This window comes from Brachybacterium sp. p3-SID957, assembly GCF_025144775.1.
Lineage (GTDB): Bacteria > Actinomycetota > Actinomycetes > Actinomycetales > Dermabacteraceae > Brachybacterium > Brachybacterium epidermidis.
In genome coordinates this window covers 1-26,640 of the sequence record NZ_JALXKT010000013.1, presented here as the reverse complement: position 1 = coordinate 26,640, position 26,640 = coordinate 1, and the positions used below count along the sequence as shown (strand labels likewise).

The window sequence follows — 26,640 nt, the reverse complement described above, 5'->3', positions numbered from 1 at the left end:
TGAAGGGAAACACCATGGCAACAGTGACATTCGACAATGCCTCGCGCATCTACCCGGGCCAGGAGCGCCCGGCGGTGGACAGCCTCAACATCGAGATCGGCGACGGTGAGTTCCTCGTGTTCGTCGGCCCCTCGGGCTGCGGCAAGTCCACCTCTCTGCGCATGCTCGCCGGCCTCGAGGAGATCGACGCGGGCCGCATCCTGATCGGCGATCGTGACGTCACCGACGTCCCGCCGAAGGACCGCGACATCGCGATGGTGTTCCAGAACTACGCGCTGTACCCGCACATGACCGTGGCCGACAACATGGGCTTCGCCCTGAAGATCGCCGGCGTCAACAAGGCGGAGATCCGCAAGCGCGTGGAGGACGCCGCGGCGATCCTGGACCTCACCGAGTACCTGGACCGCAAGCCCAAGGCCCTCTCCGGCGGTCAGCGCCAGCGTGTGGCCATGGGCCGTGCGATCGTGCGCTCCCCGCAGGTGTTCCTCATGGACGAGCCGCTGTCGAACCTCGACGCCAAGCTGCGCGTGTCCACCCGTACCCAGATCGCCTCGCTGCAGCGCCGCCTCGGTGTCACCACCGTGTACGTCACGCACGACCAGACCGAGGCCATGACGATGGGCGACCGCGTGGCGGTGCTCAACGCCGGTGTGCTCCAGCAGATCGATTCGCCCCGCCGCATGTACGACCACCCGAACAACGTGTTCGTGGCCGGCTTCATCGGTTCCCCGGCGATGAACCTGATCGAGCAGACCCTCACCGACCAGGGCGTCCAGTTCGGTGGCACCGTGCTGCCCGTGGACCGCGCCACCCTGTCCGGCACCGACCAGAACTCCGTCACCGTGGGCGTGCGCCCCGAGGACCTGGAGCTCGCCGGTGAGGGCGAGGGCCTGCCGGTCGAGGTCGACGTGGTCGAGGAGCTCGGCGCGGACGCCTACATCTACGGCCGTCTCGCCGGTAGCGCCGACACCGCCAAGCCGTTCATCGCGCGTGTGGACGGTCGCCGTCCTCCGCAGAAGGGCGAGACGGTGCACCTGCGCCCGAAGCAGGGCCACCTGCACCTGTTCGACGTGGCCAACGGCCAGCGCCTGGGTGACTGACCTCACCTGATCGCTCGACGGGCGTCCGGCTTCGGCCGGGCGCCCGTCGTCATATGCGGGACCGCGCCGCGGAAGAGGGCAGAATGGGGGCATGACGCCCCTGGAGATCACTGCGTCCCGTGCGGATCCGGCCCTGCTGGACCTGCCCTGGGACCGCCCGCTGGAGGAGTGGCCGGAGGACATCCTGGCCGCCCTGCCCCGCGGCATCTCCCGCCACGTGGTGCGCTTCGTGCGGATCTCCGGCCGCGTGCTGGCGCTCAAGGAGATCGACCACGCCCTGGCCCGCCGCGAGTACGAGATGCTGCGGGTGCTGGGGAGGCTCGGCATCCCGGCCGTGGCGCCCTTCGCGGTGATCTCGGGGCGCTGCACACCCGAGGGCGAGCCGCTGGACGCCGTGCTGGTCACCCGGCACCTGCAGTTCTCGCTGCCCTACCGCGCCGTGTTCAGCCAGGTCTCCCAGGCCGGCACCGCGCACCGCCTGCTGGATGCACTGGCGGTGCTGCTGGTGCGACTGCACCTGGAGGGCTTCTACTGGGGGGACGTGTCGCTGTCCAACACCCTGTTCCGGCGCGATGCGGGCGCGTTCGCCGCGTACATCGTGGACGTGGAGACGGGCAGTCTGCACGAGCAGCTCACCGACGGCCAGCGCGCCTACGACCTGGACCTGGCCCGCACCAACATCATCGGCGAACTGCTGGACCTCCAGGCCGGGGAGCAGTTCGACCCGGAGGCCGACGTGGTCGAGGTGGGCGATGACCTGGTGCGCCGCTACAACGACCTGTGGGATGCCCTCACCTCCCGGGAGCGCTTCTCGGCCGACGAGCGCTGGAGGGTGGCCGCCCGCATCGAGAAGCTGAACTCCCTGGGCTTCGACGTGGGCGAGCTGGAGATCACCACGGACCTGGACGGCACCAGCCTGTCGATCCGCCCCAAGGTGGTGGACGCCGGGCACCACGCCCGCCGCCTGATGCGCCTGACGGGGATCGACGCACAGGAGAACCAGGCCCGCCGCCTGCTGAACGACCTGGACTCCTACCGGGCCGCCACCGAGCAGCAGGAGGAGGAAGAGGAGTTCGTGGCCCACGAGTGGCTGCAGCGGGTGTACGAGCCCGTGGTGCGGGCGATCCCCCGCCACCTGCGCTCCAAGCTGGAGCTGCCGGAGTTCTTCCACGAGGTGCTCGAGCACAAGTGGTTCCTCTCCGAGCGCTCCGGCAGCGATGTCAGCTTCGACCACGCCACCTGGGACTACATCTACAACGTGCTGACGAACCGGCCCGATGAGAAGTCGCTGGTGACCACCGAGACCTCCGCCCTGCCGATCTTCACCCAGCCCGAGGGGCAGTGAGCACGCGGTCCCCTGCGGGGGGTCGGGGCGCCCGGAGGCGGCGCAGGGCGACGACGGCTCGTGGCGCCGCGCCGCTGGAGAACCTCTCGCTGCGCGACCAGCTGCACGTGGACCGCCTTCCGTGGCGGCTGGTGCACATGGGGGCGGGACTGACCGGCTTCGGGCTGTCGCTGGCGCTGCTGCTGCGCTCGGGCCTCGGCGGCGCCCCCTGGGACGTGCTGCACGCGGCGCTGGCCGACCGCATCGGGGCCAGCGTGGGCACCCTCAGCATCGCGGTGAGCTTCGTGGTGCTGCTGGCGTTCATCCCGCTGCGGCAGCAGGTGGGCATCGGCACCATCGCCAACGCGATCTGGGTGGGCGTGAGCATCGACTTCGGCATGGCCGTGTTCCCGCAGGCCCCGAACCTGCCCGTTGCTGTGGTGATGCTGCTGGCGGGCGTGGCGGTCAACGGCATCACGGCCGCCATGTACATCGGCGCGCAGCTGGGACCCGGTGCCCGGGACGGGCTGATGACCGGGCTCAGCCGGGTCCTGGACCGGCCGGTGGGCCCGATCAGGATCGCCCTGGAGGTGGCGGTGCTGGGTACCGGCTGGCTGCTGGGCGGGCCCATCGGGGTGGGCACGGCCGTCTACGCCCTGGGGCTGGGCCCCGTGATCCAGCTGGCGCTGCCGTGGGTGACGATCCCGGTGCGCACGGTGGGCGGCAGGCCCGTGCTCAGGCCCGGCCCTTCGCCTGCCGCACCCCCGCGATCTCGTACAGGGCGATGGCGGTGGCGACGGACGCGTTGAGCGACTCGGTGGCCTCCCCCATGGGGATCGACACCACCTGATCGCTGGTCTCCCTCGCGAGGCGGGACAGGCCCTTGCCCTCGGCACCCACCACCAGCACGGCCGGCTCCGTGCCCAGCTCGAGGTCGCGCGTGGTGACGTCACCGCCGGCGTCCAGGCCCAGCACGAACACGCCCTGCTGCTTGAGGGAGGCCAGTGCCCGGTTGAGGTTGGTCACCTGGGCCACGCGCACGCGCGAGGCGGCACCGGCGGCCACCTTGTACACGCTCGCGGTCATGCCGGCGCTGCGGCGCTCCGGCAGGATCACGCCGTGGGCACCGAAAGCGCCGGCCGAGCGCAGGATGGCGCCCAGGTTGCGGGGGTCGGTGATGCCGTCCAGCGCCACCAGCAGCGGAGGCTCAAAGGCATCGCGGGCGATGTCCAGCAGCTCGTCCACATCCGCGTACTCGTAGGCGGGGATGGTCAGGGCCACGCCCTGGTGCACGGCGTGGTCGGTGAGTCGGTCCAGATCCGTGCGCGAAGCCTCGGCGATGGGCAGGCTGCGCGCCCCGGCCAGGCGCAGGATCTCCCGCACCCTCTCGTCCATGTCCAGGCGCTGCATCACAGTGAGCTGGGTGGCGGGGACGTCCTCCTGCAGGGCCTCCAGCACGGAGTTGCGGCCGGCCACCTGGTCGCTGCCGGGCCGGGAGCCGTCGCGACGCCCCTTCGCGCGGCCGGCACCGGTCCCGCGGGTGCCCGCTCCCTTCGCCCCGCCGCCCTCCGATCCGGCCTTGCCGGCGAAGGCCTTGTGGCCGGGCCGGTCGGTGGCCTTGGGGGTGGGGCCCTTGCCCTCGAGTGCGCGCCGTCGCACCCCGCCGGAGCCGACGGTCGCACCCTTCTTGGTGCGGCGCACGGCGCCGCGGCGTGAGCTGTTGCCTGCCATCGTTCCTCCTCGATCGCGCGGGGCGATCAGTTCTGCTTCTCGAGCGACCAGCGGGCGCCGTCAGGGCCGTCCTCGACGCGGATCCCCGCCGCCGTCAGGGCGTCGCGGATCTCGTCGGCTCGTGCCCAGTCCTTGGCGGCGCGGGCGGTGGCTCGGGCCGCGAGCTGGGTGCGCACCAGGGCGTCCAGCGCCTCGTGATCGCTGTTCCCGGCGGTGCCGGCATCGGTCCAGGTCTCCCCCAGCGGGTCCAGGCCCAGCACGTCCAGCATGGCCCGCAGCCGTCCCAGGCCCTGCGCCACCTGCTCGGCATCGCCGCCGGGGGTGGACAGGGCGGTGTTCAGGGCGGAGAGCTCCCGGTGGATCACGGCAAGCGCCTCGGGCACCGTGAGGTCGTCGTCCATGGCAGCGGTGAAAGCCTCGGGCAAGTCCACCTCGGCCAGGCCCGCCTCGGCGGCACCCGCCCGGGTCAGGGGGTGCTCGGCACCGAGGCGCTCCGCGGCACGGCGAGCGGTGGCGGTGAAGCGCTCCCAGACCACCTCGGCCTCGCGCATGGCGGTGGCGTTGTACTCCACAGTGGCCCGGTAGTGGCCGGAGACCAGGGCCAGGCGCACGGCCGGGGTTAGGTGGGCGCCCAGGGCATCCGCGGCGGTGACGAAGTTGTCCAGGCTCTTGCCCATCTTCAGGCCGTCCACGGTGAGCACCCCGGCGTGCATCCAGGTGCGGGCGAAGCCGTACCCGGCGGCATGGGACTGGGCCTGCTCGTTCTCATGGTGCGGGAAGCGCAGGTCCAGGCCACCGGCGTGGATGTCGAAGGTCTCCCCCAGGTACTTGCGGCTCATGGCGGAGCACTCCAGGTGCCAGCCCGGCCTGCCGCGCCCGAACGGGGTGTCCCAGGAGGCAGTGGCGGGCTCGGTCGGCTTGGCGGCCTTCCACAGGGCGAAGTCGCGGCGATCCCGCTTGCCCGGCTCCATCTGCTCACCGGCGTCCTGCATGTCCTCGAGGGACTGCCGGGTCAGCGAGCCGTAGGTGGGATGGGAGCCCACGTCGAAGTACACCGAGCCGTTGCCGTCGGCGTAGGCGTGGCCGCGCTCGATCAGCAGCTCCATCAGTTCGATCATCTCGGGCACGTGGCCGGTGGCGCGGGGCTCGTAGGTGGGGCGGCGGTTGCCCAGGCGGTCCAGCACGTCCTGGAACTCGCGCTCGAAGCGCAGCGACCAGGCCCACCACTCGGCGCCGGCCTCGGCCGACTTCGTCAGGATCTTGTCGTCGATGTCGGTGACGTTGCGGACGTGGGTGACGGCGAGCCCGCTGCGCTCGAGCCAGCGCACCAGCACGTCGAAGGCCAGGAAGGTGCGCAGGTGCCCCAGGTGCGGCGCGCCCTGCGTGGTGGGGCCGCACACGTACAGCGACACCGCCCCCTCGCGCACCGGGGTGAAGGGTGCGGTGGTGCGGGTGGCGGTGTCGTGCAGCTGGAGGTTCACGCGCACCAGGGTACTGCCCTGATGGAGGCGTGCGTGCTCCCCGGCGTGCCGGGCAGCACGCAGCTCACTCGGTGCGGGCGCTGACCTTCTTGCCGTAGAGCTCCTCGAAGGTGTCGTCGTAGGAGACGGCGTTGCTGCGGCGCTTGCCCTGCACGGCGCCCACCGCGCTCTGGGCGGTCTCGATCGTGGTGGTGGGCGCCTTGATGCGCTTGAACACCAGGAAGGCGACCAGGCCGGCGATCAGGCTCAGCACGATGAACACGCCGGCGATCAGCAGGAACGCACCCCAGTAGGGCATGCCGAGGGCCTCGAGACCGGTGGCGGCGAAGAACAGCAGCATCACCCAGGCCGAGAGCAGCAGGAACAGCAGCACCGCGGCGCAGGCCGCGATGATCCCGGCCTTGATCGCGATCGCCGTGAACTCCTTCTTGGCGATGTCGATCTCGTGGTGGACGACGCCGAGGAGCTCGTCCCGGATGGACTGGACGAGCTCGCCGATGGACCGCTGGGTGGGCGGCGTGCTCGGGTCGTTCGTGGTGTTGATCATGAGCGGAGCCTATCGCAGGAGGGAGGGGCAGTTCAGGTCGTGCAGGACGTGCCGGGGTGTGCACCCACCGCAGGGTGGGCGGGCACACCTCAGTCCACGGAGATGCGCTTGCGGCGCTCCTGGGCGGGGCGGGGTCCGGCGGAGCTGGAGCGGCGCACCACGATGGAGGGCGCCACGGCCACGTCACGGGCGGGTCCCACGTGGCCGGAGACCCGGTCCACCAGGAACTGAGCGGCCAGCGCACCGAGCCGATCGGAGTTGGGGTCCACACTGGTGAGCTGGGCGATGCCGGAGGCGGCCAGGGAGGTGTTGCCGTAGCCGGCCACGGCCAGCTGCTCAGGCACCTCGTACCCTGCCTCCCGGGCGGCGGAGAGCACCCCGATCGCGGTCAGGTCGTTGGCACAGGTGATGGCAGTGGGGACCCGGCTGCCGCGCAGCAGCATCGAACCGGCGGTGTGGCCCACCTGCTCGGTGAAGTCGCCGGGCTCGACGCGCGCCGTCTCGCTGAGGCCGTGGCGCTCCATGGCCTTGCGGAAGCCATCGGCGCGCTCACGGGCCACCTCGGCACCGACCCCGCCGACATGGGCGATCTCGGTGTGGCCCAGCCCCACGAGGTGGTCGACCAGCAGGCCCTGGCCCACCTCGTCGTCGATGCGCACGGTGTCGAAGCGCCCCACGAAGTCGCGCGAGCAGCCGATGCCGACGAAGGGCCGGTCCCCGGTGGCCTCCAGCACGCTGTCCATGTCGGCCAGGTCCGAGATCATCAGGAAGCCGTCCACGCCGAGCCGCACCAGGGACTCGATGGCCTCGGTGTCGGCGGCGACGGGATACTCGGGCACGCGGCGGCGGGTGGGCACCACCACGGCGGAGCGCCCGGTGGCGGTCAGCTCGATGCGGATGGCACGCACCAGGTCCGAGATCCAGGTGTTGCGCATGGTGTTGACCAGCACGGCCACCACGCCGTGGTGGGAGTCCTCGTCGGCCAGCTCCTCCAGCGGGAAGTTCAGGCGCTCGGCGGCCTCCCGCACCCGGGTGGCCATCAGCGGGCGGATGTCGTCGGTGCCGCGCAGGGCGCGCAGCGCGACCGCGCTGGAGATGCCCAGGGAGTCGGCGACATCGCGCAGGGTGCCCCGTGTGGGGCCCTCGTCCTGGGCGATGGACTCGGCGACCTTGTCCTCCTGCTCCACGACCTGGCCGGTGGAGCCGTCGATCCCCGCGGGGCCTCCGCCGTCGGGGGAGGCGCCGTCGGCGGCGGGATCGATGATGTCGTGGGAGGGGCTGCTCGCATCGTTGCTCATGGGCACATTCAATCGCACTCCGCACGGGGCCGCCGCCCCTGGGGGATTTCCCCCACTGCTTCGACGGGACCTCCCCGTGGGAACCGCGCCCCGGGCGGCCTAGTGTCAGTGCCATGGACCTCACCACCGCCGACACCGCCCCGGTGCACCGACCACGGCTGCGACTGCCGTCCCTGGCCGTGGTCGTCGTCGAGGGCCTGCTGGGCCTCACCTGGGGTTGGATCAGCATCAGTCTGTTCCTGACCGGCGTGGGGTCGCTGTTCGCCGCCGGCAGCGGCCTGCTGCTGCTGATCCCATGGGCGGTGCTGATGCAGCTGGCGAACCGGTACGAGCAACATCGTGCGGCCGGGGTGCACGGCATCGACGTGATCGTCCCCGCCCGGCGCCGCAGCACCCGCACCGGGCTGGGCGGCTGGCTGCACGACCTCTGGCTGGACCTCTCCTCCGGTCCTTTCTGGCGAGGGGTGCTGCACCACCACCTGGCGATGCTCTCGGCGTCGTTCTTCCTGCTGTGCCTGCTGACCCTGCTGTGGGTGTGGTGGGTGGCCGCAGAGCTCGCCCTCGTCCACGGCACCCTCACCCTGGGCACCATCACCGTGCCCGCCTGGGCGCTGGTGCTGATCTCCCTGACCGCCCTGGTGCTCGGTGCTCTCGCCGCCGTGGTGGGCGCCCTGGCGGACAGGGGCCTGGCCCGGGTGATGATCTCCGGCTCCGAGGAGGACCTGCGCGAGCAGGTGGTCGAGCTGACCCACCGCCGCCAGGGCGCGGTCGACGCCGCCGCTCAGGAGCGCGCACGGATCGAGCGGGACCTGCACGACGGCGTCCAGCCGCGCCTGGTGGCGATGGCGATGACCCTGGGCATGGCCAGGAGCGCGATCGCCACCGATCCGCAGCGCGCCACCGACCTGGTCTCCCACGCCCATGCGGAGGCCAAGGGGATCATGGCGGACCTGCGCCAGCTCGCCCGCGGCATCCACCCCGCGGTGCTCGAGGACCGCGGACTGGACGCGGCGCTGTCCGCCCTCGCGGCCCGCTCCTCCGTCCCGGTGGACCTGACTATCGAGCTGCAGACCCGCCTGGACCGCGAGCGCGAGGCCGTCGCGTACTTCGTGGTGGCCGAGGCGCTGACCAACATCACCAAGCACGCCGACGCCACGCGGGCCGCGGTCTCCCTCACCGAACAGGCAGGAACCCTGCTGGTGCGCATCGAGGACGACGGCCGCGGCGGAGCCCGGGTGCACCGTGACGGCGTCTCCACCGGCCTGGCGGGGCTCACCGACCGGGTGCGAGCCACCGGTGGCCGTCTGGAACTGACCGCTCCCCCCACCGGCACCGGTACCGTCCTGCGGGCCGTGATCCCCCTGGACGCCCGCCCCGGGCTCGGCACCGGCGAGCAGTCCGACCATGAACCCGCCCGGGCGCCGTCGACGGACGCCCCCACCCCCACCCAGGAGGCCCTCCGATGAGGATCGTGATCGCCGACGACGCCGTGCTGCTGCGCGCCGGCCTCGAACGGCTGCTGACGGATGCAGGCCATGAGGTGGTCGCCGCGGTGGGGGACGGCACCGCGCTGCTGAGCGCCGTCAGCGCGCACCGGCCGGACCTGGCGGTGATCGACGTGCGCATGCCCCCCACCTTCACCGACGAGGGCGTGCGTGCGGCCACCCTGATCCGCCAGCAGGACCCCGAGGCGGCGCTGCTGGTGCTCTCCCAGTACGTCGAGGAGCGCTACGCCTCCGAGCTGATCGCCGACTCCCCCCGCGGACTGGGCTACGTGCTCAAGGACCGCGTGGCCGACGTCGAGGACTTCCTGGGGGTGGTGGAGACGGTCGGCTCCGGCGGCACCTGGCTGGACCCGGAGGTGGTCCAGCAGATCTTCGTGCGCTCCCGTCGGCGCCGCACACTCGAGACCCTCAGCCCCCGCGAGCGCGAGGTGCTGGCGCTGATGGCGCAGGGACGCTCCAACCAGGCGATCGCCGATGCGCTGTTCGTCTCCGCCGGCAGCGTCGAGAAGCACATCTCGTCCCTGCTCACCAAGCTCGACCTGCCCCCCGTGGACGGCGAGAACCGCCGTGTCATGGCGGTGCTGCGCTATCTCGAGACGGAGGACCAGTGATGACCGTCCCCACCGCACCCCTCAAACCGGCCGCCGACCCCACGCTCGACCGTGCACCGTCCCCGCGGGTGCGGACCGAGCCGGCCCGGCGCCTCACGCCCTCCCCCGGCGGTGGTCGCGCCTGGCGCGCCGTCTCCACGGCGGTGGCCGCCGCCCTCCTGGTCCTGGCACTGCTGGCCCTGGCCGGGGTGTCCGTGACCTCCTGGGCCATCAACCGCGGGTTCGGCGAGGTGGCAGCCACCCATGAGCTGGGGAGACCGCGGTCGCTCACTCTCAGCACCCGCGTGGCCGACGTCCGCCTGGCCGCCTCGCCTGACGTGGATCAGGTGACCCTGGCCCTGGTCGATCCCGGCAGCACCGACCTGCCCGGCCCCGAGGAGACCGCTCGTGCTCGCGTCGCGGTCGAGGGCTCGGCCGAGGGCCCGCGAGTCACCGTCAGCCAGCCCGGCATGAACCGCTTCGGCGGCCTGCTCGACGAGCACCGCGACCTGCTCGTGCTGGTGCCCGAGGGGCACCGCATGGCGGTGGACCTTCGCGCCGACGTGGGCGGGATCGACGCCGCCGGCGAGTTCGCCTCGATCTCCGCGACCTCCGACGTCGGTGACGTGCGCCTGAGCAGCGTCGACGCCCCCGGGGGGATCACCGTGCAGGCCGATGTGGGCTCGGTGGAGCTCGCTCCCGTCGCGTCCGTGCCCGGGGGGATCACGGTGACCTCCAGTCTCGGGGACGTGGACATCGCCCTGCCCCTGGACGCGGAGGGGGACGTGACCGTCACCAACGATGTGGGAGAGGTGTCCATGACCGCCCCCGGCACCGCACGGCGCGTGGTCCGGGCCGGCTCCGACGTGGGAACGGTGGACGTGGACCCGGCGTTCTTGACGGGCGAGGGTGAGGTGATCGGCACCGTGTCGATCACCACCAGCCTCGGTGATATCAGCGTCTCCCGGTGAACCCCTGCTGGATGAGGTCCATCACCGAGGAGTCCGCCAGGGTCTGGGTGTCCCCCACCTGACGGTTCTCGGCGACGTCGCGCAGCAGTCGGCGCATGATCTTGCCGGAGCGGGTCTTGGGAAGCTCGGTCACCAGCAGCACCTTCTTGGGCTTGGCGATCGGCCCGATCTCCCGGCCCACGTGCAGGCGCAGGGCCTCGGCGGCCTTCTCCGCACCGCCGGCGGCCTCGACCTCCTCCAGTGCCTCCTCGCGCAGGATCACGAAGGCCACCACGGCCTGCCCGGTGGTCTCGTCGCTGGCGCCGACCACCGCGGCCTCGGCCACCCAGTCGTGGGCCACCAGGGCCGATTCGATCTCGGTGGTGGACAGGCGGTGCCCGGAGACGTTCATGACGTCGTCCACCCGGCCCAGCAGCCAGATGTCGCCGTCCTCGTCCTTCTTGGCACCGTCACCGGCGAAGTAGCGGCCCGGGAACCGTGACCAGTAGGTGTCCTTGAAGCGCTGGTCGTCACCCCAGATGCCGCGCAGCATCGCCGGCCACGGCTCGGTGAGCACCAGGTAGCCGGCATCGCCGTCGGCCACCGGGTCCCCGGCGTCGTTGAGGACGTCGGCCCGGATGCCCGGCAGCGGCACCTGGGCGGCGCCGGGCTTGGCGGAGGTGACCCCCGGCAGCGGGGAGATCATGATGGCGCCGGTCTCGGTCTGCCACCAGGTGTCCACGATAGGGCAACGCCCCCCGCCGATCACCCGGTGGTACCAGCGCCACGCCTCGGGGTTGATGGACTCGCCCACGCTGCCCAGCAGGCGTAGGCTGGACAGGTCGAAGCGGCCCGGGATCTCCTCGCCCCACTTCATGGCGGTGCGGATCGCGGTGGGCGAGGAGTAGAACAGGGTGACCTTGTACTTCTCCACCACCTCCCACCAGCGGCCCTGGTGGGGGGTGTCCGGGGTGCCCTCGTAGATCACCTGGGTGGCCCGGTTGGCCAGCGGCCCGTACACCACGTAGGTGTGGCCGGTCACCCAGCCCACGTCCGCCGTGCACCAGTAGACGTCGCTGCCGGGCTTGAGGTCGAACACCGCGCGGTGGGTGTAGGCGGCCTGGGTGAGGTAGCCGCCGGTGGTGTGCACGATCCCCTTGGGCTTCCCGGTGGTGCCGGAGGTGTAGAGGATGAAAAGCGGGTGCTCGGCCTCCACCCACACGGGCTCGTGCTCGGTGGAGGCGCTCTCGCGCGCCTCGTACCACCACACGTCGCGCCCCTCAGTCCACTCCACCTCGCCGCCGGTGCGGCGCACCACCAGCACCTTCTGGACGGAATCCCCGCCCTTGGCGAGGGCCTCGTCCACGGCGCTCTTCAGGGGCAGGGCCTTGCCGCGGCGGAACTGACCGTCGGCAGTGATCACCGCGGTCGCCTCGGCATCCTCGATGCGCGAGCGCAGTGCATCGGAGGAGAAGCCGCCGAACACCACCGAGTGGGGTGCGCCGATGCGGGCGCACGCCAGCATGGCGATGACGGCCTCGGGGACCATGGGCAGGTAGATCGCCACCCGGTCGCCGGTGCGCACGCCCAGATCGCCCAGCACGTTGGCCATGCGAGAGACCTCCTCGTGCAGCTGGGCGTAGGTGTAGCGGGCGTCGCTGCCGTCCTCGTACTCCGCCAGCAGCGCCACCTGCTCGCCGTGGCCGGCCTCCACGTGGCGGTCCACGCAGTTGTAGCAGGCGTTCAGGGTGCCGTCGGCGAACCACTTCGCGAACGGCGGGTTCGACCAGTCCAGGGTCTGGGTGAACGGGGTCTTCCAGCTCAGCACCGAGGCGCGGGAGCGCCAGAAGGCCAGGCGGTCGCGCTCGGCCTCGCCGTACAGGGAGGGGCGGGCCACGGCGTGCTCGACGAACTCCGAGGGCGGCGGGTAGACCGCCTGCTCCTCCTGCTCCTGGGGCGTGGCGTCGGCACCGGTGGGGGCGTCGGGCATCTGGCTCTCCTGCTGCGTCTGGATCCCGCAGGATGGTCCCGCGGCGGTGGTCGTTGCTGATCGCGCCCACGCTATCGCACTGAGACCTGAGACACAGAGCCGGATCCGCCGTGCGATCACCGGGTCGGCGCGGTCAGGTTCGCGGGTGGATCTCCAGATGCTTCCCGTCGGGGTCGGTGACGTGGACGGACCGCACCTCGTCCTCCACCACCCGGGCGTCGTGGCCGGCGTCCCGCAGTCGGGCGGCAAGCGCATCGAGGTCCTCGGCGGTCTCGAATCCCAGGCGCACCAGGGCGATGTCCCCAAACTCGGTGCCGGAGGGGCGCGAGACGCGGTCGTCCTCTCCACCGGGGGCGTGCAGGCCGATCGTGCCCGCGCCCGGGGCGGACAGCGCCTGCCACCACTGGGTGCACCATGACGCGGCCCCGCCGCCGGCGACCATCTCGGCGAAGGTGCCGCCCTCGGTGGTCACCACCGGCGCCATGCCGAGGGTGCGCAGGAACGCGATCATGGCGGGGGCGTCGTCGGTGAAGCGCAGCGGCAGAGTCTCCCGCAGTGCGCAGACCAGGCATTCCAGTCCTGCAGACGCGCTACCGTAGAGGGACCATGGTCCCTGAACTCGCTCCCGTCGGCCCCGCGCGCCGCCCTCCGGTGCGCAGCACTCCCCCGGCATCGAGGGCGACGGAGGCCGAGCTTCCGCGCAGTGCTTCGCCCGCCGATGTCACCCCGGCCCTGTTCACCCCGATGTCCTTGCGGGAGCTGAAGGTCCGCAACCGCATCTGGCTGGCCCCCATGTGCCAGTACTCGGTCGAGGCCAAGGACGGGATCCCCACCGACTGGCACCTGATGCACCTGGGTGCCCGTGCCGCCGGCGGGTTCGGACTGCTGATCACCGAGGCCACTGCCGTGTGTCCGCAGGGCCGCATCTCGCCGCAGGACACCGGTCTGTGGAACGACGACCAGATGCACTCCTGGTCCCGCATCGTCTCCTTCTGCCAGGCACAGGGAGCGAAGGTCGCGGTGCAGCTCGCCCACGCGGGCCGCAAGGCCTCGACCTGGCCGTCCCTGCCTCGCTACGCCGGCCGCCACGGCACGATCCCCGAGCTCGCCGGAGGCTGGCGCACGGTGGGCCCCACCGACGAGCCGTTCCCCGGCCTCGATCCGCCCGAGGTCCTGGATCGGGCCGGGATCACCGCTCTGATCGACGACTTCGTGACTGCCGCCCGCCGCGCTGAACAGGCCGGCTTCGACGCCGTGGAGCTGCACTTCGCCCACGGGTACCTGGTGCACGAGTTCCTCTCCCCCCTGGTCAACACCCGCAGCGACGAGTACGGCGGCGACGATGCGGGGCGCAGGCGGCTCGCGCTGGAGATCGCCGAGGCCGTCCGGCAGGTGTGGCCCGCGCACAAGCCGCTGATCGTGCGGATCAGCGCCACGGACTGGATCGACGGCGGCTGGCACACCCGGCAGTCCATCGAGCTGGCCTGCGCCCTGTCCCGGATCGGGGTGGATGCCCTGCACGTCTCCACCGGTGGTGCCGTGATCGCCGACATCGCGGTCAAGGCCGAGTACCAGGTGGGGTTCGCCCGGTCGATCCGCGAGGCCACGGACATCCCCGTGGCCGCCGTCGGGCTGATCACGGACCCCCACGGAGCGCAGCAGATCCTCGAGCGCGGCGACGCGGACGCGGTGGCACTGGGGCGCGTGGCGATGCGCGAGCCCGCCTGGCCGCAGCGCGCCGCCCACGAGCTCGGGGTGCGCGACGGCTCGCTGTACCCGGGCCCGTACCGCCGCGGCTCCTGGTGAGGCGCGGCGCGCCCGCGAGCGCTCCCGGGTGTGGTGGACTGATCGCATGATCGTCCTCACCGGTGCCACCGGCGGCATCGGCACCGCCCTGGCCCTCGCCCTCGCCCGGCGCGGTGAGCACCTCGTCCTCTCGGCCCGCGACGAGGCACGCCTGCAGGCCCTGGCGGCGCGTGTGCGCGAGGCCGGCGGGACCGCCACCGTCCATGCCTGCGACCTGCGCGACCAGGAAGCGGTCTCACGCATGGCGGCAGCGATCCTGGAGGACGGTGTGCCCGGGGCGGTGATCGCGCTGGCCGGGCACTCGATCCATCGCGGCCTGCGCGAGACCTTCGGGCGGCCCCATGACCTGGTGCGCCTGGCCGGCACCAACCTGTTGGGCCCGGCCACGCTGATCCTGGCGCTGCTGGAGCCGATGTGCGCCCGTGGAAGCGGCCGGGTGGTGGCTGTCACCAGCGCAGCCACCCGCATCCCCACCCCGGGCTGGGCCGCCTACGCGGCCACCAAGAGCGGGCTGGATACCTGGCTGCGCGCCCTGCGCCCGGAGGCCTCCGCCCGCGGCGTGGGCATCTGCGTGGTGGAGATGCCGCTGGTGGCCACCGCGATGGCCGCCCCCACCTACGGCTCCGATCCTCGGGCCGCCCTCAGCCCGGAGCAGGCAGCGGCGATGGTGCTGCGGGCCCTGGACGGCGATCGCAGCCTGATCTCGCCGTGGTGGGTGCGGATCGGGGCCGTGGTGTCCCAGGCCGCACCGGCGCGCTCCGCTCACCTGGCCGGCAGGGGCCAGGGCTGGGTCGCCCGGCTGCTCCGCCGCGACCGATCGGCCCGCCCGTTCCGCTCGCTGCGACACCGGGCTGCGGAGCGTCGGTCATGAGGATCCTCCAGGCGCGCACCGCCCTGCGCCTGCGGGCCCGTCTGCAGCCCCGCCGGGTGGTCCTCACCGACGCCAAGGGAGAGCTGACGGCGCGCGACCTCGACGGGATCACCGCGCTGATGCACCGCGGCCGCACGGCCACCTCCGCACGGTCCGTGCCGCGCTGCCCGCCGCAGGTGGCCGAGCTGCCCCCCGACGCTCCGCTGCGGCAGGTCCTGGCCACTGCGCTCACCGCCGGCGACGAGCTGGAGATGCGGTCCAGTGGCAGCACCGGCCCTCCCCACCTGCAGCGCCGGGGACCGCTCTCGGCGGCGCAGCTGCGCACCCTGAGGGACCTGGCCCGTCGGATCGGGCTGCGCGGCGGCGCCAGCATCGCCAGCGCCGCCCCGGGCGTGCACGGCCACGGCCTGCTGGTGGGTCTGGGGGCACTGGTGCTGGGCTCGCCTCTGGTGGACCTGAGCCACCTGCGCCCGGCCCAGCGCGTGCAGCTGCTCCACCGCGAGCGCCCCCAGCTGCTGACCGGCGTCCCCGTGCACCTGGCGGACGTCCTCGCCGCTGATCAGGAGCATGCTCGCGGGCGTCCCCTGCAGATCCCCCGGGTGATCTCCGGCTCCGACGTGCTGCCTGCGGCGCTGCGCGCGGATCTGGCCCGGCACTTCCGGGCGCGGGTGCACGACGTGTACGGCACCACGGAGACCGGTCCGATCGCCGTGGACGGGCGGCCGCTGGCCGGGGTGCGGATCCGCGCACAGGACGGTCTGCTGATCGTGCGCACCCCCTTCACCGGGGGCAAGGAGCTGGTGACCGACCGCGGGCACCTCGATAAGCAGGGCCGGGTACTGGTGACCGGCCGGGCCGACGGCACCGTCTCCTCCGGGGGGATGCTGCACGACCCGCGAGCGGTGGCCCGCCTGCTGGTCTCGCATCCGGGCGTGGCGGCAGTGCGCCTGCGGGTGGTGGAGGACGAGCGCTTCGGGGCGCGCACCGTCGCCGAGGTCACGCCATCACCGGGCGAGGCCGCCGTGCCGACGGGCCAGGAGCTGCGCTCCCTGGTGCGGGACCGGCTGGGTGCGGCCGCGGTACCCCGCGAGGTGGTGCTGCTCAGCAGTCCGGGCGACTGACCGGCACCGCGGTGACGGCCAGGCCGCCCATGGCCGTCTCCTTGTAGCGCTCGTTCATGTCCTTTCCGGTCTGGCGCATGGTCTCGATGACCGTGTCCAGGGACACGAAGTGCTCCCCCGTGCCGCGCAGTGCAAAGCGGGCGGCGGTGATTGCCTTGACGGCGGCCATGGCATTGCGCTCGATGCACGGGACCTGCACCAGGCCCGCCACCGGGTCGCAGGTCAGGCCGAGGTTGTGCTCCATGGCGATCTCCGCGGCGTTCTCCACCTGGGCGGGCTTGCCGCCCATCGCCTCGCACAGGGCCGCGGCCGCCATCGAGCAGGCCGATCCCACCTCGCCCTGGCAGCCCACCTCGGCACCCGAGATGGAGGCGTGCTCCTTGTACAGCGAGCCGATCGCGCCGGCGGTCAGCAGGAACCGCACCGCGATCTCGTCCGGGTCCACACCCTGGATGTACGTGGTGGCGAAGTGCATCACCGCCGGGATGATGCCGGCGGCACCGTTGGTGGGGGCGGTGACCACGCGGCCACCGGCGGCGTTCTCCTCGTTGACGGCAAGCGCGGCCAGGGACACCCATTCGAAGGCGTTCATGGGCAGTTTGACCGGGTCCTCGGCGCTGAGCGACTCGTACCAGGAGGCTGCGCGGCGCTTGACCTCCAGGCCGCCGGGCAGTACGCCGTGCGTGCGCACACCCCGCTCGATGCACTCGCTCATGGTGCGCCAGATCTCCAGTGCCCCGGTGCGGATCTCCTCGTCGCTGCGCCACTGCCGCTCCCGCATCAGCATCGCCTCGGAGATCGAGATGCCGCGCTCCTCGCACACCCGCAGCAGCTCGGCGCCGGTGGTGAAGATGGCACTGCCCTGCTCCTCGGAGGCGACGTCCGCCATCGACTGGTCCATGTCGGCCTCGTCGACCACGAAGCCGCCGCCCACCGAGAACATGGGGCGTCGCAGCAGCTCCTCACCGTCGGCGTCCAGCGCGATGAAGGTCATGCCGTTGGAGTGCTGGGGCAGGAAGGTCAGGGGGTGCAGCACGATGCTGCTGGGACGCAGGGAGACCGGCACCCGGCCGTCCAGCAGCAGCCCGCCCTCGCGTTCGATCGTGGCCACCCGTTCCCGGCCCGCCACCGGGTCCACCGTCTCGGGGTCCGCACCCTCCAGGCCCATGACCACGGCATCGAGCGTCCCGTGACCGTGGCTGGTGGCGGCGAGAGAGCCGTACAGGTGCACGGCCACGTCGGCGAGGCGCGGGGCCACCTGCTGGTCCTCCAGCATCTGGCTGGCGAACATCGCCGCGGCCCGCATCGGACCCACCGTGTGGGAGCTGGAGGGCCCGATACCGATCTTGAACAGGTCGAACAAACTGATGCTCATCGCGATCCCTTCCCTCTGCCGCGGCCGGCGCCGCCCTGACCACCACGACCGGGACGCCCGCGCCCCGCGCTGCCTCTCCGGCCGGTTCCGCTCTGCCCGCCTCGGCCGGTACCGCTCTGCCCGCCTCGGCCGGTACCGCTCTGCCCGCCCCGGCCGGTACCGCTCTGCCCGCCCCGGCCGGTTCCGCTCTGCCCGCCCCGGCCGGTACCGCTCTGCCCGCCCCGGCCGGTTCCGCTCCGGCCACGGCGTCCGCCTCCGCTGCGGGGCGCCGCTCCGGGACGCGATGCGGGATCCTCCTCCCAGGAGGCGCGACGCTCCTCATTGGCCCGGCGCTCCTCGGCACGGGAAGCGTCGGCACCGGCGCGGCGGCCACCGCGGGTCAGGTCGAGCTTGCGGGGTGCGCCCTTGTACTTCGTCATGGCCGGGTCCTCGACCGGCTCCCCGGAGGGACGGCGCCCGCCGAGCGCGGCCAGCACCGGGGCCTCGGCGTCCGCGACCTCGTCCCAGCCAGGCTCCACCTTGGCGCCCTCGACCACGGAGCGGGTCTTCGCCACCTGATGGGGCAGGGCGAGGGTGACCACGGTGCCCTCCGCACCCGCCCGGGCGGTGCGACCGGAGCGGTGCACGTACTCCTTGACGTCGTCGGCCGGATCCACGTGCACCACCATGGTGACGTCGTCGATGTGCAGGCCGCGGGCGGCCACGTCGGTGGCCACCAGCACGGGGAAGGCTCCCTGTCGGAAGCCGGCGAGCACATTGGTGCGCAGGCCCTGCTGCTTGCTGCCGTGGAGGGCGGCTGCCGCGATGCCCACCTCCACCAGTTCCCGGGCCACGCGTTCGGCCCCCAGCTGAGTGCGGGTGAACAGCAGGGTGCGGCCCCGCCGCGCGGCCAACCGCGCGGTGACCTCGCGCTTGGCAGAGGGATCGATGGCCAGCACGTGGTGCTGCATGGTGGCCACCGCCGCCGCCACCGGCACGGTCTCGTGGGAGACCGGATCCACCAGGAAGGCATCCACGATCTCCTCCACCTGACCGTCGAGGGTGGCGGAGAACAGCATCTTCTGGGTGCCCATGGGGACTGCGGCCAGGATGTCCCGCACCTGCGGCAGGAAGCCGAGGTCGGCCATGTGGTCGGCCTCGTCGATCACCGTGGTCTCCACACGGTCCAGCATCAGGGCGCCGCGCTCGGCCAGATCGATCAGCCGGCCCGGGGTCGCCACGATGATCTCCACCCCCCGGGCCACCGCATCGGCCTGCTTCTCGATGTTCATCCCGCCGGCCACCAGCTGGGCCCTGATCCCCAGTGCCCGGGCGAAGGGGTGGATGGTGTCCACCACCTGCACGGCCAGTTCACGGGTGGGCACCAGCACCACCCCGAGGGGACGGCGCCGGTGGACCTTGCGGCCCCGGAAGCGGGAGGTCATCGCCAGGGTGAAGGCGAGGGTCTTGCCGGAGCCGGTCTCCGCGCGGGCCAGCACGTCGCGGCCGGCGAGGGCATCGGGCAGGATCGCCTCCTGGATCTCGAAGGCACGGTCCAGCCCCTGCTCGGTGAGGACACCGAGCACTTCCTCGGGCAGGGCCATGTCCTCGAAACGCTGGGAACGGTGGGCCGATCGGCGGCGTGCCTTGGGCATCGTGATTCTCCTGACGGTGGGGCGGTACCCATCATCGCGCATGCGAGACTGGGGACGATGCTGCGCACAATGATGACCTCCAAGATCCACCGGGCCACCGTCACCCAGGCCGACCTCCATTACGTGGGGTCGGTGACGATCGACGCCGACCTGCTGGAGGCCGCCGGGATCCTGGAGAACGAGCAGGTCTCCATCGTGGACGTCACCAACGGCTCGCGCCTGGAGACCTACGCCATCACCGGCGAGCGCGGGTCCGGCCAGATCAGCATCAACGGTGCGGCCGCCCACCTGGTGACGCCCGGGGATCTGGTGATCATCATCGCCTACGGCATGTTCGAGGACGCCGAGGCGCGCAGCCACCAGCCCACCGTGGTGCACGTGGACGGCGAGAACCGCATCGTGCAGATCGGCAACGATCCCGCTCAGCCCGTGCCCGGCATGCCGGGCCAGGTCGCCAGCCGCTGATGCAGGCCCGCTCGGGGATCTGAGCCGTGTCGGGCGTCCTCAGCGGCTTCTTCATCGTCTGGGCCCTGATAGGGGTGGGCTGGCTGACGGCCCGCACCGGCGTGCTGGGCCCGCACGCGCGGTACGTGCTGAACCGCACCACCTTCTTCCTGGCCTCTCCTGCCCTGGTGCTGGTGGGGCTGCTGCAGTCCGAGCCCGCCGAGGTGCTGTCGACCCCCATGCTGGTGGCGGCCCTCGCGGGCCTGAGCACGGGCGCAGTGCTGCTGGTCGCACTGCGGGTGCTGACCTCCCGGCGGGGTGTGGACCTGGTGGTCGCGGCGATCAGCGGATCGGTGGTCAACGCCGCGAACATGGGCTTTCCGATCGCCCTCTATGTGCTGGGGGACATCTCGCACGCGATCCCGGTGATCCTGTTCCAGCAGGCGGTGTACACCCCGCTGTACCTGTTCGTGCTGCATTCCCTCACCCAGGAGCGCCGACCGGGCCCGGCCGGGGTGGCGCGCACCATCCTGGCCAATCCCACGATCATCGCCTCGGCCGTGGGACTGGCGCTCTCGGCAGCGGGGGTCCAGCTGCCGGAGGTGGCGCTGCAGCCAGTGCGCTCCCTCGCGGACATGGCGATCCCGGCCATGCTGCTGGCCTACGGACTGTCGCTGTACGGCTCTCGGCCCTTCGCCCGGGACGACGGCTACCGGGGCCTGATCGCGGCGTCCTCGACCACCAAGCTCGTGGTGATGCCGCTGATCGCCCTGGGGATCGGCGCCGCGCTGGGCCTGCGGGGGCAGGATCTGTACGAGGTGGTGGTGATGGCCGCACTGCCCACCGCGCAGAACGTGTTCGTGGCTGCGGCTCGCTACGAGGCCGCCGAGAACCTCGCCCGGGACACGGTGCTGGTGACCACCGTCGGCACCGTGGTGGTGCTGCTGGTGCTGGCCTTCGCCCTGGGGGCCTGACCAGCCACCTTCCACTCCCGGTGGACCAGCGAGAACGCCGTCGCCTGAAAGCCGGCCGGCGGGCCGGTCGGCGGCTCACCCGCACCCTCACACCGCCGCGACGGGACGCCCCACGGGCTGCCCTGCCGCGGCGGTGGGTGTCTCCGGGGCCAGCTCCTGGTCCAGGAACAGGCTGGCCGCCCCCACCGCACCGGCCTCGTTGCCGAGCCGCGAGCTGTCGGGCTCCGCTCTCCCCTGCTGCGTCCACTCGGCCAGTGCCTCCCGGATCGGCGGCATCCCGTGCTCGCGCAGGTGCATCCAGGTCGGGCCACCCACGATGATGCGGTCGGGGTCGTGGATGCCCACCAGGATCTGGAGCGCCTCCCCGAGAGCGGCACCGTGCTCACGGATCACGGAGCAGGCCCCCTGATGCCCAGCACCTGCGCTCTTTCCGATGACCTCCATCGCGTGCGGGACAGGAATATTGGCAGGCAGGTGCACGCCTGCCTCGCGAGCCCGCTCCATGAGCCGCAGGGCGTCGGTGTAGAGGCTCAGGCACCCGTGCCTTCCGCAGGTGCACCGACGATCGGCGCGGCCGATGGGCAGGTGCCCGATCTCCCCCGCCTGGGTGGTGCCGCCGCGATGCACCTGCCTCCCCCCGCTCACGGCGGAGCCCACCCCGTGGCCCACGTAGATGTACAGCACCGTCTCATCGGAGGGCAGGTGCTCGGTCCAGATCTCGCCCGTGAGAACGGCGTTGGTGTCCTTGTCCAACAGGCAGGGCAACCCGGTGGCCGCCTGCAGGGCATCGACCACGGCGACGTTCCGCCAGCCCGGGATCCACGGGGGATCGATCACGACGCCGGTGGTCGAATCCAGCGCGGCCGGGGCCGCGATCCCCACGCCGAGCAGCAGCCGGCGGCCGTTCCTGCCCTGCCCTGGCTGCTGCGGCGGCCGCACCGCGCCGATGCGGGCCGCCAGCTGGTCGATGGCCTCCCCGATCTGCCGGATGTCCTGCGCTGGATCGTCGGAGGGCGCGGGGAGCCGGGTGCCGGCCAGCGGGCGTGCCAGCAGATCGCACACCACCACGGACACGTAGGCGGGATCCAGGTGCACCCCGATCGCAAGCCGCGAGTCGGCCACCACGCGCAGCAGCGTGCTCGGCTTCCCGCGACCGCTGACCTGTCGTCCCGCCGTCTCCACCAGCCCCTCGGCGAGCAGCCGGCGGGTGATCAGCGAGACGGCCTGCCGGGAGGGACAGCTGAGCTCTGGTGCCGGGTGGCGCCCCGGTCGGCCCGCACAGGGTCGGCCGGGGCGTCTCTGCTGCGGTACCCGCTCCGCCCGCCCTGCGCTGGGCCCGCTTTCCCCGCCCCGCGCTGGGCTCGCTCCCCCCGCGGCGCGCCGCGTTCCGCCCCTCGACCGGGTTCCGCATGTCGTCCGGGGCACGCGTACACTGAGCCCATGGACATCCGGTTGCTCCTTCCGTAGCCGCGTCGGATCAGGTCCGCCCTGGGCGGTCATCGACGCGGCTCCCCTCGCCTGTGCGGGGGTTTTTTCATGCCGGGAGCCGCCCGGCGGAGGAATCGACCACTTGCTGAAGGACGGACGCATCACCATGACCGAGGCACCGCACCGCTACACCGCCGCCATGGCGGACAGCATCGAGCAGCACTGGCAGCAGCGCTGGGACGCGGAGGGCACGTTCGCCGCCGTCAACCCGGTGGGCCCGCTCTCGGACGGCACGGACCCTGCGGACCTGCCCGAGAAGACCTTCATCATGGACATGTTCCCGTACCCCTCGGGCAAGGGCCTGCACGTGGGTCACCCCCTGGGCTACATCGCCACCGACGTGGTGGCCCGCCACCAGCGCATGCTGGGTCGCAACGTGCTGTACACGATGGGGTACGACGCCTTCGGGCTGCCCGCGGAGCAGTACGCGATCGCCACCGGCACGCATCCGCGCATCACCACCGAGGAGAACGTGGCCACGATGGCCCGGCAGCTGCACCGCCTGGGGCTGTCCCACGACCCGCGTCGCTCCTTCGCGACCACGGACCCGGAGTTCATGAAGTGGACGCAGTGGATCTTCCTGCGGATCTTCGACTCCTGGTACGACCCGGATGCTGAGAACGCCGACGGGATCGTGGGCCGTGCTCGCCCTGTCTCCGAGCTGCGGGAGGGCCTGCGCTCCGGTGCCATCGATCCGGTCGCGCTGGCCGATCGGCTGAACATCGAGCTGCCGTCGGGGTGGACGGGCCGCTCCCCCGCCGAGGCGAACGAGGTGGAGCTGGAAGAGCTGGTCGGCGCCTTCCGCCTGGCCTACGTCTCCGACACCCCGGTGAACTGGTGCCCCGGTCTGGGCACGGTGCTGGCCAATGAGGAGGTCACCGCCGAGGGCCGCTCCGAGCGCGGCAACTTCCCGGTGTTCAAGCGCCGACTGCGGCAGTGGAACATGCGCATCACCGCCTACGCCGACCGCCTGATCGACGACCTGGACCGGATGGACTGGCCGGAGTCGGTGCGCTCCATGCAGCGCAACTGGATCGGCCGCAGCCACGGCGCGCAGATCGCCTTCCCCGTGAATGGACTGGAGGGCACCTCCGGCCCGAGCGGCGCTCCCGATGCGGTCGACGGCGACTCCCCCACCTTCGAGGTGTTCACCACCCGGGCCGACACCCTGTTCGGTGCCACCTTCTGCGTGCTGTCCCCGGAGCACCCGCTGCTGGCGGACGTGGGCGCCCTGCCCGCCGCCTGGCCGTCGGGCGTCCCGGCGAGCTGGACCGACGGCGCCGCTTCCCCGCGTGAGGCCGTTGCGGCGTACCAGGCGCGCGCCGCGGCCACCGGCGAGGAGGAGCGCACCGGGGAGGGCCGCGCCAAGACGGGAGTGTTCACCGGGCTGACGGCGGTCAACCCGATGGACGGCCGCACGCTGCCGGTGTTCACCGCGGACTACGTGCTGATGGGCTACGGCACCGGCGCGATCATGGCGGTGCCCGCGGAGGACGAGCGCGACTTCGACTTCGCCACCGCCTACGACCTGCCGGTGATCCGCACCGTGCAGCCGCCGGAGGACTTCGCCGGCGGGGCGTGGACCGGGGACGGCGTGAAGATCAACTCCGCCAACGCCGAGATCGACCTCAACGGCCTGGACAAGGACGAGGCGAAGGACCGCGCCACCGCGTACGTGACGCAGAAGGGCTTCGGCACCGCCCGCACCACCTACCGCCTGCGCGACTGGCTGTTCTCCCGCCAGCGCTACTGGGGCGAGCCCTTCCCGATCGTGTACGACCTGGAGCAGCCGGAGGTGCCGATCGCGCTGCCGGAGTCGATGCTGCCGATCGAGCTGCCGGAGGTCACCGACTTCTCGCCGCGCACCTTCGACCCCACCGACGCCGACACCGAGCCGCAGACCCCGCTGTCCCGCGCCGAGGACTGGGTGGAGGTGGAGCTGGACCTGGGCGAGGGTCCGCGCCGCTACCGCCGCGAGACCAACACCATGCCCAACTGGGCCGGCTCCAGCTGGTACGAGCTGCGCTACATCGACCCCACCGACTCCGAGCAGCTGGTGGACCCGGTCAACGAGCAGTACTGGCTGGGCCCGCGCACCCCGGGCGGCGTGGGCGGTGTGGACCTGTACGTGGGCGGCGTGGAGCACGCCGTGCTGCACCTGCTGTACGCGCGGTTCTGGCACAAGGTGCTGTTCGACCGCGGGGACGTCTCCAGCCAGGAGCCGTTCCACCGCCTGTTCAACCAGGGCTACATCCAGGCATACGCCTACACCGATGCCCGCGGCGTGTACGTCCCGGCGGATGAGGTGGTGACGGAGGCCGACGGCACCTTCACCCACCGGGGCGAGCAGGTCACCCAGGAGTACGGGAAGATGGGCAAGTCGCTGAAGAACTCGGTGGCACCCGATGACATGTACGCCGAGTACGGAGCCGACACCCTGCGCGTGTACGAGATGTCGATGGGGCCGCTGGACCTGTCCCGCCCCTGGGAGACCCGCGCCGTGGTGGGCTCCCAGCGCTTCCTGCAGCGCCTGTGGCGCCTGGTGGTCGACGAGGAGACCGGCGAGCTGCGGATCGGTGAGGAGCCGGCGCAGGCCGCCACCGCCAAGGCGGTGCACCGCACCATCGACGGTGTCAGTCGCGACATGGCCGAGATGCAGTTCAACACCGCGATCTCCAAGCTGATCGAGCTGGTCAACCACCTGACCAAGGACGCCGGAGCCTCCGGCAGCACCCCCCGGGAGGCGCTGGAGCCACTGGTGCTGATGACCGCGCCGTTCGCCCCGCACCTGGCCGAGGAGCTGTGGTCGAAGCTGGGCCACGAACGGTCCCTGGCCCGTGAGCCGTACCCGGTGGCCGATCCGCAGCTGGTCAAGGCCGATGCCGTCACCTGCGTGGTGCAGATCAAGGGCAAGGTGCGCCACAAGCTGGAGGTGGATCCGGAGATCTCCGAGTCCGAGCTGGAGTCGATGGTGATGGCCGAGCAGCGGGTGCAGCAGCTCATCGACGGTCAGGCCGTGAGCAAGGTGATCGTGCGCGCTCCGAAGCTGGTGAACATCGTGGTGTGAGGTCCGGCCCGGCCAGTCGTGCCCCGTCCTGGCCGGCTCGAGGTTCCTCCCCAACGACCGGTTGTCCACAGCCCCGGGTCCGTCCAGGACCCGGGGCTGTGCTCGTCCCTAGATTCATCGCATGAACACCTTCTGGGGATGCGACACCACCGACATCGACCGATGGGCGGAGCTCGGCACCGGGCAGGCCGCCGCCCTCACCGCACTGCTCGATGACATCGCCGCCGCCGGGCCGGCACTGGAGTGGTACGGGCCGGACGCCCAGCACTTCCAGGCACGGCTCTCCGCCTTCCTGCTGGCCGGGTACGAGGCCGGGCGGCAGCTGAGCAGGTTCCTGGAGCTGATCCGGGCCGAGGGCAAGGAGCAGGAAGAGGCCAGCGCCCCTTCCGGGGGCACCGGTGCGACCGGCGGCAACGGGCCCGCGGGCGGGCACGACGGCACGAGTCCCTCCGGAGCGCCAGTCACCGGTGTCCCGCATCCTGCCCGTCCGCTCAGCGGGCCGGGCTGGTCGAACCCGTTCGGGCCGCTGGCCCATCCGGATCCGGCGGGGCTCGGTCGCGTGCTGCGCGAGAAGCTCAAGGACATCGACTGGCAGCCCCCGTGGTGGGATCCGGGCCTGCACCACCCGCTGATCGACCCCGGGGGTGGCGCGCCCGTGCCCCGCTTCCCGGAGCCCTCCGGCGCCACCGCTCCGGACATCTCCATCACTGCGGACGGCCAGCCCGTGCGATCCTCGGTCATCGGGCAGGTGCCCGTGCTCCAGCACCTGCAGACGGCCATGCGAGGCCACGAGGCTGTCGGTGAGGTGATCGGCTGGGCCGAGCAGGGCATGATCGATGCCGGCTACGGCCGCTACACGGGAGCACTCGCCCCGGTGAAGATCATGCACGCCTCCTCCGGTGTGGTGCTCGGGGAGGACTCCGTGCTCGGTCAGGTGCTGGGCGGGGTGGATGCGCAGATCGGGAACACGTTCCACACCGCCGGCGCAGTCGGCGGGGCCCTGCAGGAGGGTGATGTGCTGGGCGCTGCGCGAGAGGCAGAGATGGGCCTGATGCGCCACGCCGAGTCCCAGATCGACATCGTCACGGCCACGCCGCTGCGAAGCATGGCGGGCTTCGCCTCCACCAGTCTGGAGGCCACTGCGGACGCACTGGACCCGATCGCCCCGCCGGCCGTCAGCGACTCGCTGCGCGGCACGGCGGAGACGATCGACTCCCATGTGGAGGCCTGGGACGAGGCCACCTCGGCCCAGCGGTTCCTGGACCTGCGCTACCGGTATCTGCCGACCCCGTGGGATCAGCCGGCCTGATCCGCCTCCCGGGCACCGCCGCCGTCGCCCGGCAC

General features: G+C 72.1%; 22 protein-coding genes. 13 read left to right on the top strand and 9 right to left on the bottom strand.

What is annotated here, in order from left to right; genetic code table 11:
• The first annotated feature begins 14 nt into the window (after nt 1–14).
• From M3B01_RS04585 to M3B01_RS04575, 3 genes are all read left to right on the top strand, one after another.
• On the top strand, nt 15–1,100 hold the full coding sequence (locus tag M3B01_RS04585) for an ABC transporter ATP-binding protein (RefSeq protein ID WP_193866065.1): 1,086 nt from the start codon (nt 15–17) through the stop codon (nt 1,098–1,100).
• Between the two features lie 91 nt (nt 1,101–1,191).
• Complete coding sequence (locus tag M3B01_RS04580; RefSeq protein WP_259789770.1) at nt 1,192–2,445, top strand: DUF4032 domain-containing protein; 1,254 nt, start codon at nt 1,192–1,194, stop codon at nt 2,443–2,445.
• Nucleotides 2,442–3,233 carry a YitT family protein gene (locus tag M3B01_RS04575; RefSeq protein WP_259789769.1) on the top strand — a complete coding sequence of 264 codons (792 nt, stop codon included), beginning with the start codon at nt 2,442–2,444 and terminating at the stop codon, nt 3,231–3,233. The genes M3B01_RS04580 and M3B01_RS04575 overlap by 4 nt, the downstream gene beginning before the upstream one ends.
• Here M3B01_RS04575 and rlmB read toward each other — a convergent pair.
• The 4 genes from rlmB to M3B01_RS04555 form a co-directional block, all read right to left on the bottom strand.
• Nucleotides 3,160–4,155, bottom strand: coding sequence for a 23S rRNA (guanosine(2251)-2'-O)-methyltransferase RlmB (rlmB, locus tag M3B01_RS04570; RefSeq protein ID WP_259789768.1), 996 nt, complete (start codon nt 4,153–4,155; stop codon nt 3,160–3,162). The genes M3B01_RS04575 and rlmB overlap by 74 nt on opposite strands.
• A 26-nt stretch (nt 4,156–4,181) precedes the next feature.
• Entirely contained in the window at nt 4,182–5,636 is a 1,455-nt protein-coding gene (gene cysS, locus M3B01_RS04565; RefSeq protein WP_259789767.1) for a cysteine--tRNA ligase, read from the bottom strand.
• Nucleotides 5,637–5,700: 64 nt separating this feature from the next.
• Nucleotides 5,701–6,183: a phage holin family protein gene (locus M3B01_RS04560; protein WP_259789765.1), complete on the bottom strand. Its 483-nt coding sequence runs from the start codon at nt 6,181–6,183 to the stop codon at nt 5,701–5,703.
• A gap of 89 nt (nt 6,184–6,272) precedes the next feature.
• The gene (locus M3B01_RS04555; RefSeq protein WP_259789763.1) at nt 6,273–7,481 is read right to left on the bottom strand and encodes a LacI family DNA-binding transcriptional regulator; all 1,209 of its coding nucleotides are present in this window, start codon (nt 7,479–7,481) and stop codon (nt 6,273–6,275) included.
• Nucleotides 7,482–7,594: 113 nt separating this feature from the next.
• Between M3B01_RS04555 and M3B01_RS04550 the strand changes: the two genes are divergently transcribed.
• From M3B01_RS04550 to M3B01_RS04540, 3 genes are read left to right on the top strand one after another with little or no spacing between them, the layout of a single operon-like run.
• Nucleotides 7,595–8,947: a sensor histidine kinase gene (locus tag M3B01_RS04550; protein WP_259789762.1), complete on the top strand. Its 1,353-nt coding sequence runs from the start codon at nt 7,595–7,597 to the stop codon at nt 8,945–8,947.
• Nucleotides 8,944–9,597: a response regulator transcription factor gene (locus M3B01_RS04545; RefSeq protein WP_259789760.1), complete on the top strand. Its 654-nt coding sequence runs from the start codon at nt 8,944–8,946 to the stop codon at nt 9,595–9,597. The genes M3B01_RS04550 and M3B01_RS04545 overlap by 4 nt, the downstream gene beginning before the upstream one ends.
• Nucleotides 9,597–10,547 (top strand): DUF4097 domain-containing protein, encoded by a 951-nt coding sequence (locus tag M3B01_RS04540; RefSeq protein ID WP_259789758.1) that lies wholly within the window; start codon nt 9,597–9,599, stop codon nt 10,545–10,547. The genes M3B01_RS04545 and M3B01_RS04540 overlap by 1 nt, the downstream gene beginning before the upstream one ends.
• On the opposite strand, the gene acs is transcribed toward M3B01_RS04540, so the two are convergent.
• Nucleotides 10,531–12,516, bottom strand: a complete 1,986-nt coding sequence (gene acs, locus M3B01_RS04535; RefSeq protein ID WP_259789756.1) for an acetate--CoA ligase — start codon at nt 12,514–12,516, stop codon at nt 10,531–10,533. The genes M3B01_RS04540 and acs overlap by 17 nt on opposite strands.
• A 133-nt stretch (nt 12,517–12,649) precedes the next feature.
• Complete coding sequence (locus tag M3B01_RS04530) at nt 12,650–13,027, bottom strand: hypothetical protein (RefSeq protein ID WP_259789754.1); 378 nt, start codon at nt 13,025–13,027, stop codon at nt 12,650–12,652.
• 233 nt (nt 13,028–13,260) lie between these two features.
• Between M3B01_RS04530 and M3B01_RS04525 the strand changes: the two genes are divergently transcribed.
• The 3 genes from M3B01_RS04525 to M3B01_RS04515 are packed head-to-tail and all read left to right on the top strand — an operon-like array spanning nt 13,261 to nt 16,314.
• The gene (locus M3B01_RS04525; protein ID WP_259789829.1) at nt 13,261–14,322 is read left to right on the top strand and encodes an NADH:flavin oxidoreductase/NADH oxidase; all 1,062 of its coding nucleotides are present in this window, start codon (nt 13,261–13,263) and stop codon (nt 14,320–14,322) included.
• Nucleotides 14,323–14,368: 46 nt separating this feature from the next.
• Nucleotides 14,369–15,193 carry an SDR family oxidoreductase gene (locus tag M3B01_RS04520; protein ID WP_259789753.1) on the top strand — a complete coding sequence of 275 codons (825 nt, stop codon included), beginning with the start codon at nt 14,369–14,371 and terminating at the stop codon, nt 15,191–15,193.
• Complete coding sequence (locus tag M3B01_RS04515) at nt 15,190–16,314, top strand: AMP-binding protein (RefSeq protein ID WP_259789750.1); 1,125 nt, start codon at nt 15,190–15,192, stop codon at nt 16,312–16,314. Before M3B01_RS04520 ends, M3B01_RS04515 begins: the two co-directional genes overlap by 4 nt.
• Here the strand turns inward: M3B01_RS04515 and M3B01_RS04510 are convergent.
• Nucleotides 16,295–17,689, bottom strand: a complete 1,395-nt coding sequence (locus tag M3B01_RS04510) for an L-serine ammonia-lyase (RefSeq protein ID WP_259789749.1) — start codon at nt 17,687–17,689, stop codon at nt 16,295–16,297. The genes M3B01_RS04515 and M3B01_RS04510 overlap by 20 nt on opposite strands.
• The gene (locus tag M3B01_RS04505) at nt 17,686–19,323 is read right to left on the bottom strand and encodes a DEAD/DEAH box helicase (RefSeq protein ID WP_259789746.1); all 1,638 of its coding nucleotides are present in this window, start codon (nt 19,321–19,323) and stop codon (nt 17,686–17,688) included. Before M3B01_RS04505 ends, M3B01_RS04510 begins: the two co-directional genes overlap by 4 nt.
• Before the next feature lie 57 nt (nt 19,324–19,380).
• Between M3B01_RS04505 and panD the strand changes: the two genes are divergently transcribed.
• Entirely contained in the window at nt 19,381–19,788 is a 408-nt protein-coding gene (gene panD / locus M3B01_RS04500) for an aspartate 1-decarboxylase (RefSeq protein ID WP_259789744.1), read from the top strand.
• Between the two features lie 26 nt (nt 19,789–19,814).
• Nucleotides 19,815–20,741 carry an AEC family transporter gene (locus M3B01_RS04495; protein WP_259789742.1) on the top strand — a complete coding sequence of 309 codons (927 nt, stop codon included), beginning with the start codon at nt 19,815–19,817 and terminating at the stop codon, nt 20,739–20,741.
• 87 nt (nt 20,742–20,828) lie between these two features.
• Here the strand turns inward: M3B01_RS04495 and M3B01_RS04490 are convergent, their stop codons facing one another.
• The gene (locus tag M3B01_RS04490) at nt 20,829–21,923 is read right to left on the bottom strand and encodes an ROK family protein (protein ID WP_259789740.1); all 1,095 of its coding nucleotides are present in this window, start codon (nt 21,921–21,923) and stop codon (nt 20,829–20,831) included.
• 412 nt (nt 21,924–22,335) lie between these two features.
• Here M3B01_RS04490 and leuS point away from each other — a divergent pair, with 412 nt between their 5' ends.
• Both leuS and M3B01_RS04480 read left to right on the top strand, forming a co-directional pair.
• Entirely contained in the window at nt 22,336–25,296 is a 2,961-nt protein-coding gene (gene leuS / locus M3B01_RS04485) for a leucine--tRNA ligase (RefSeq protein WP_259789738.1), read from the top strand.
• Between the two features lie 121 nt (nt 25,297–25,417).
• Nucleotides 25,418–26,605: a hypothetical protein gene (locus M3B01_RS04480; protein WP_259789737.1), complete on the top strand. Its 1,188-nt coding sequence runs from the start codon at nt 25,418–25,420 to the stop codon at nt 26,603–26,605.
• Nucleotides 26,606–26,640: the final 35 nt, after the last annotated feature.

Excerpts from the sequence above, each read along its gene's own strand:
- M3B01_RS04585 (WP_193866065.1), top strand. The coding sequence starts at position 15 with ATGGCAACAGTGACATTCGACAATGCCTCGCGCATCTACCCGGGCCAG.
- M3B01_RS04580 (WP_259789770.1), top strand. The coding sequence starts at position 1,192 with ATGACGCCCCTGGAGATCACTGCGTCCCGTGCGGATCCGGCCCTGCTG.
- rlmB (WP_259789768.1), bottom strand. The coding sequence starts at position 4,155 with ATGGCAGGCAACAGCTCACGCCGCGGCGCCGTGCGCCGCACCAAGAAG.
- M3B01_RS04560 (WP_259789765.1), bottom strand. The coding sequence starts at position 6,183 with ATGATCAACACCACGAACGACCCGAGCACGCCGCCCACCCAGCGGTCC.
- M3B01_RS04555 (WP_259789763.1), bottom strand. The coding sequence starts at position 7,481 with ATGAGCAACGATGCGAGCAGCCCCTCCCACGACATCATCGATCCCGCC.
- M3B01_RS04550 (WP_259789762.1), top strand. The coding sequence starts at position 7,595 with ATGGACCTCACCACCGCCGACACCGCCCCGGTGCACCGACCACGGCTG.
- M3B01_RS04545 (WP_259789760.1), top strand. The coding sequence starts at position 8,944 with ATGAGGATCGTGATCGCCGACGACGCCGTGCTGCTGCGCGCCGGCCTC.
- M3B01_RS04540 (WP_259789758.1), top strand. The coding sequence starts at position 9,597 with ATGACCGTCCCCACCGCACCCCTCAAACCGGCCGCCGACCCCACGCTC.
- acs (WP_259789756.1), bottom strand. The coding sequence starts at position 12,516 with ATGCCCGACGCCCCCACCGGTGCCGACGCCACGCCCCAGGAGCAGGAG.
- M3B01_RS04530 (WP_259789754.1), bottom strand. The coding sequence starts at position 13,027 with ATGATCGCGTTCCTGCGCACCCTCGGCATGGCGCCGGTGGTGACCACC.
- M3B01_RS04525 (WP_259789829.1), top strand. The coding sequence starts at position 13,261 with ATGTCCTTGCGGGAGCTGAAGGTCCGCAACCGCATCTGGCTGGCCCCC.
- M3B01_RS04520 (WP_259789753.1), top strand. The coding sequence starts at position 14,369 with ATGATCGTCCTCACCGGTGCCACCGGCGGCATCGGCACCGCCCTGGCC.
- M3B01_RS04515 (WP_259789750.1), top strand. The coding sequence starts at position 15,190 with ATGAGGATCCTCCAGGCGCGCACCGCCCTGCGCCTGCGGGCCCGTCTG.
- M3B01_RS04510 (WP_259789749.1), bottom strand. The coding sequence starts at position 17,689 with ATGAGCATCAGTTTGTTCGACCTGTTCAAGATCGGTATCGGGCCCTCC.
- M3B01_RS04505 (WP_259789746.1), bottom strand. The coding sequence starts at position 19,323 with ATGCCCAAGGCACGCCGCCGATCGGCCCACCGTTCCCAGCGTTTCGAG.
- panD (WP_259789744.1), top strand. The coding sequence starts at position 19,381 with ATGCTGCGCACAATGATGACCTCCAAGATCCACCGGGCCACCGTCACC.
- leuS (WP_259789738.1), top strand. The coding sequence starts at position 22,336 with ATGACCGAGGCACCGCACCGCTACACCGCCGCCATGGCGGACAGCATC.
- M3B01_RS04480 (WP_259789737.1), top strand. The coding sequence starts at position 25,418 with ATGAACACCTTCTGGGGATGCGACACCACCGACATCGACCGATGGGCG.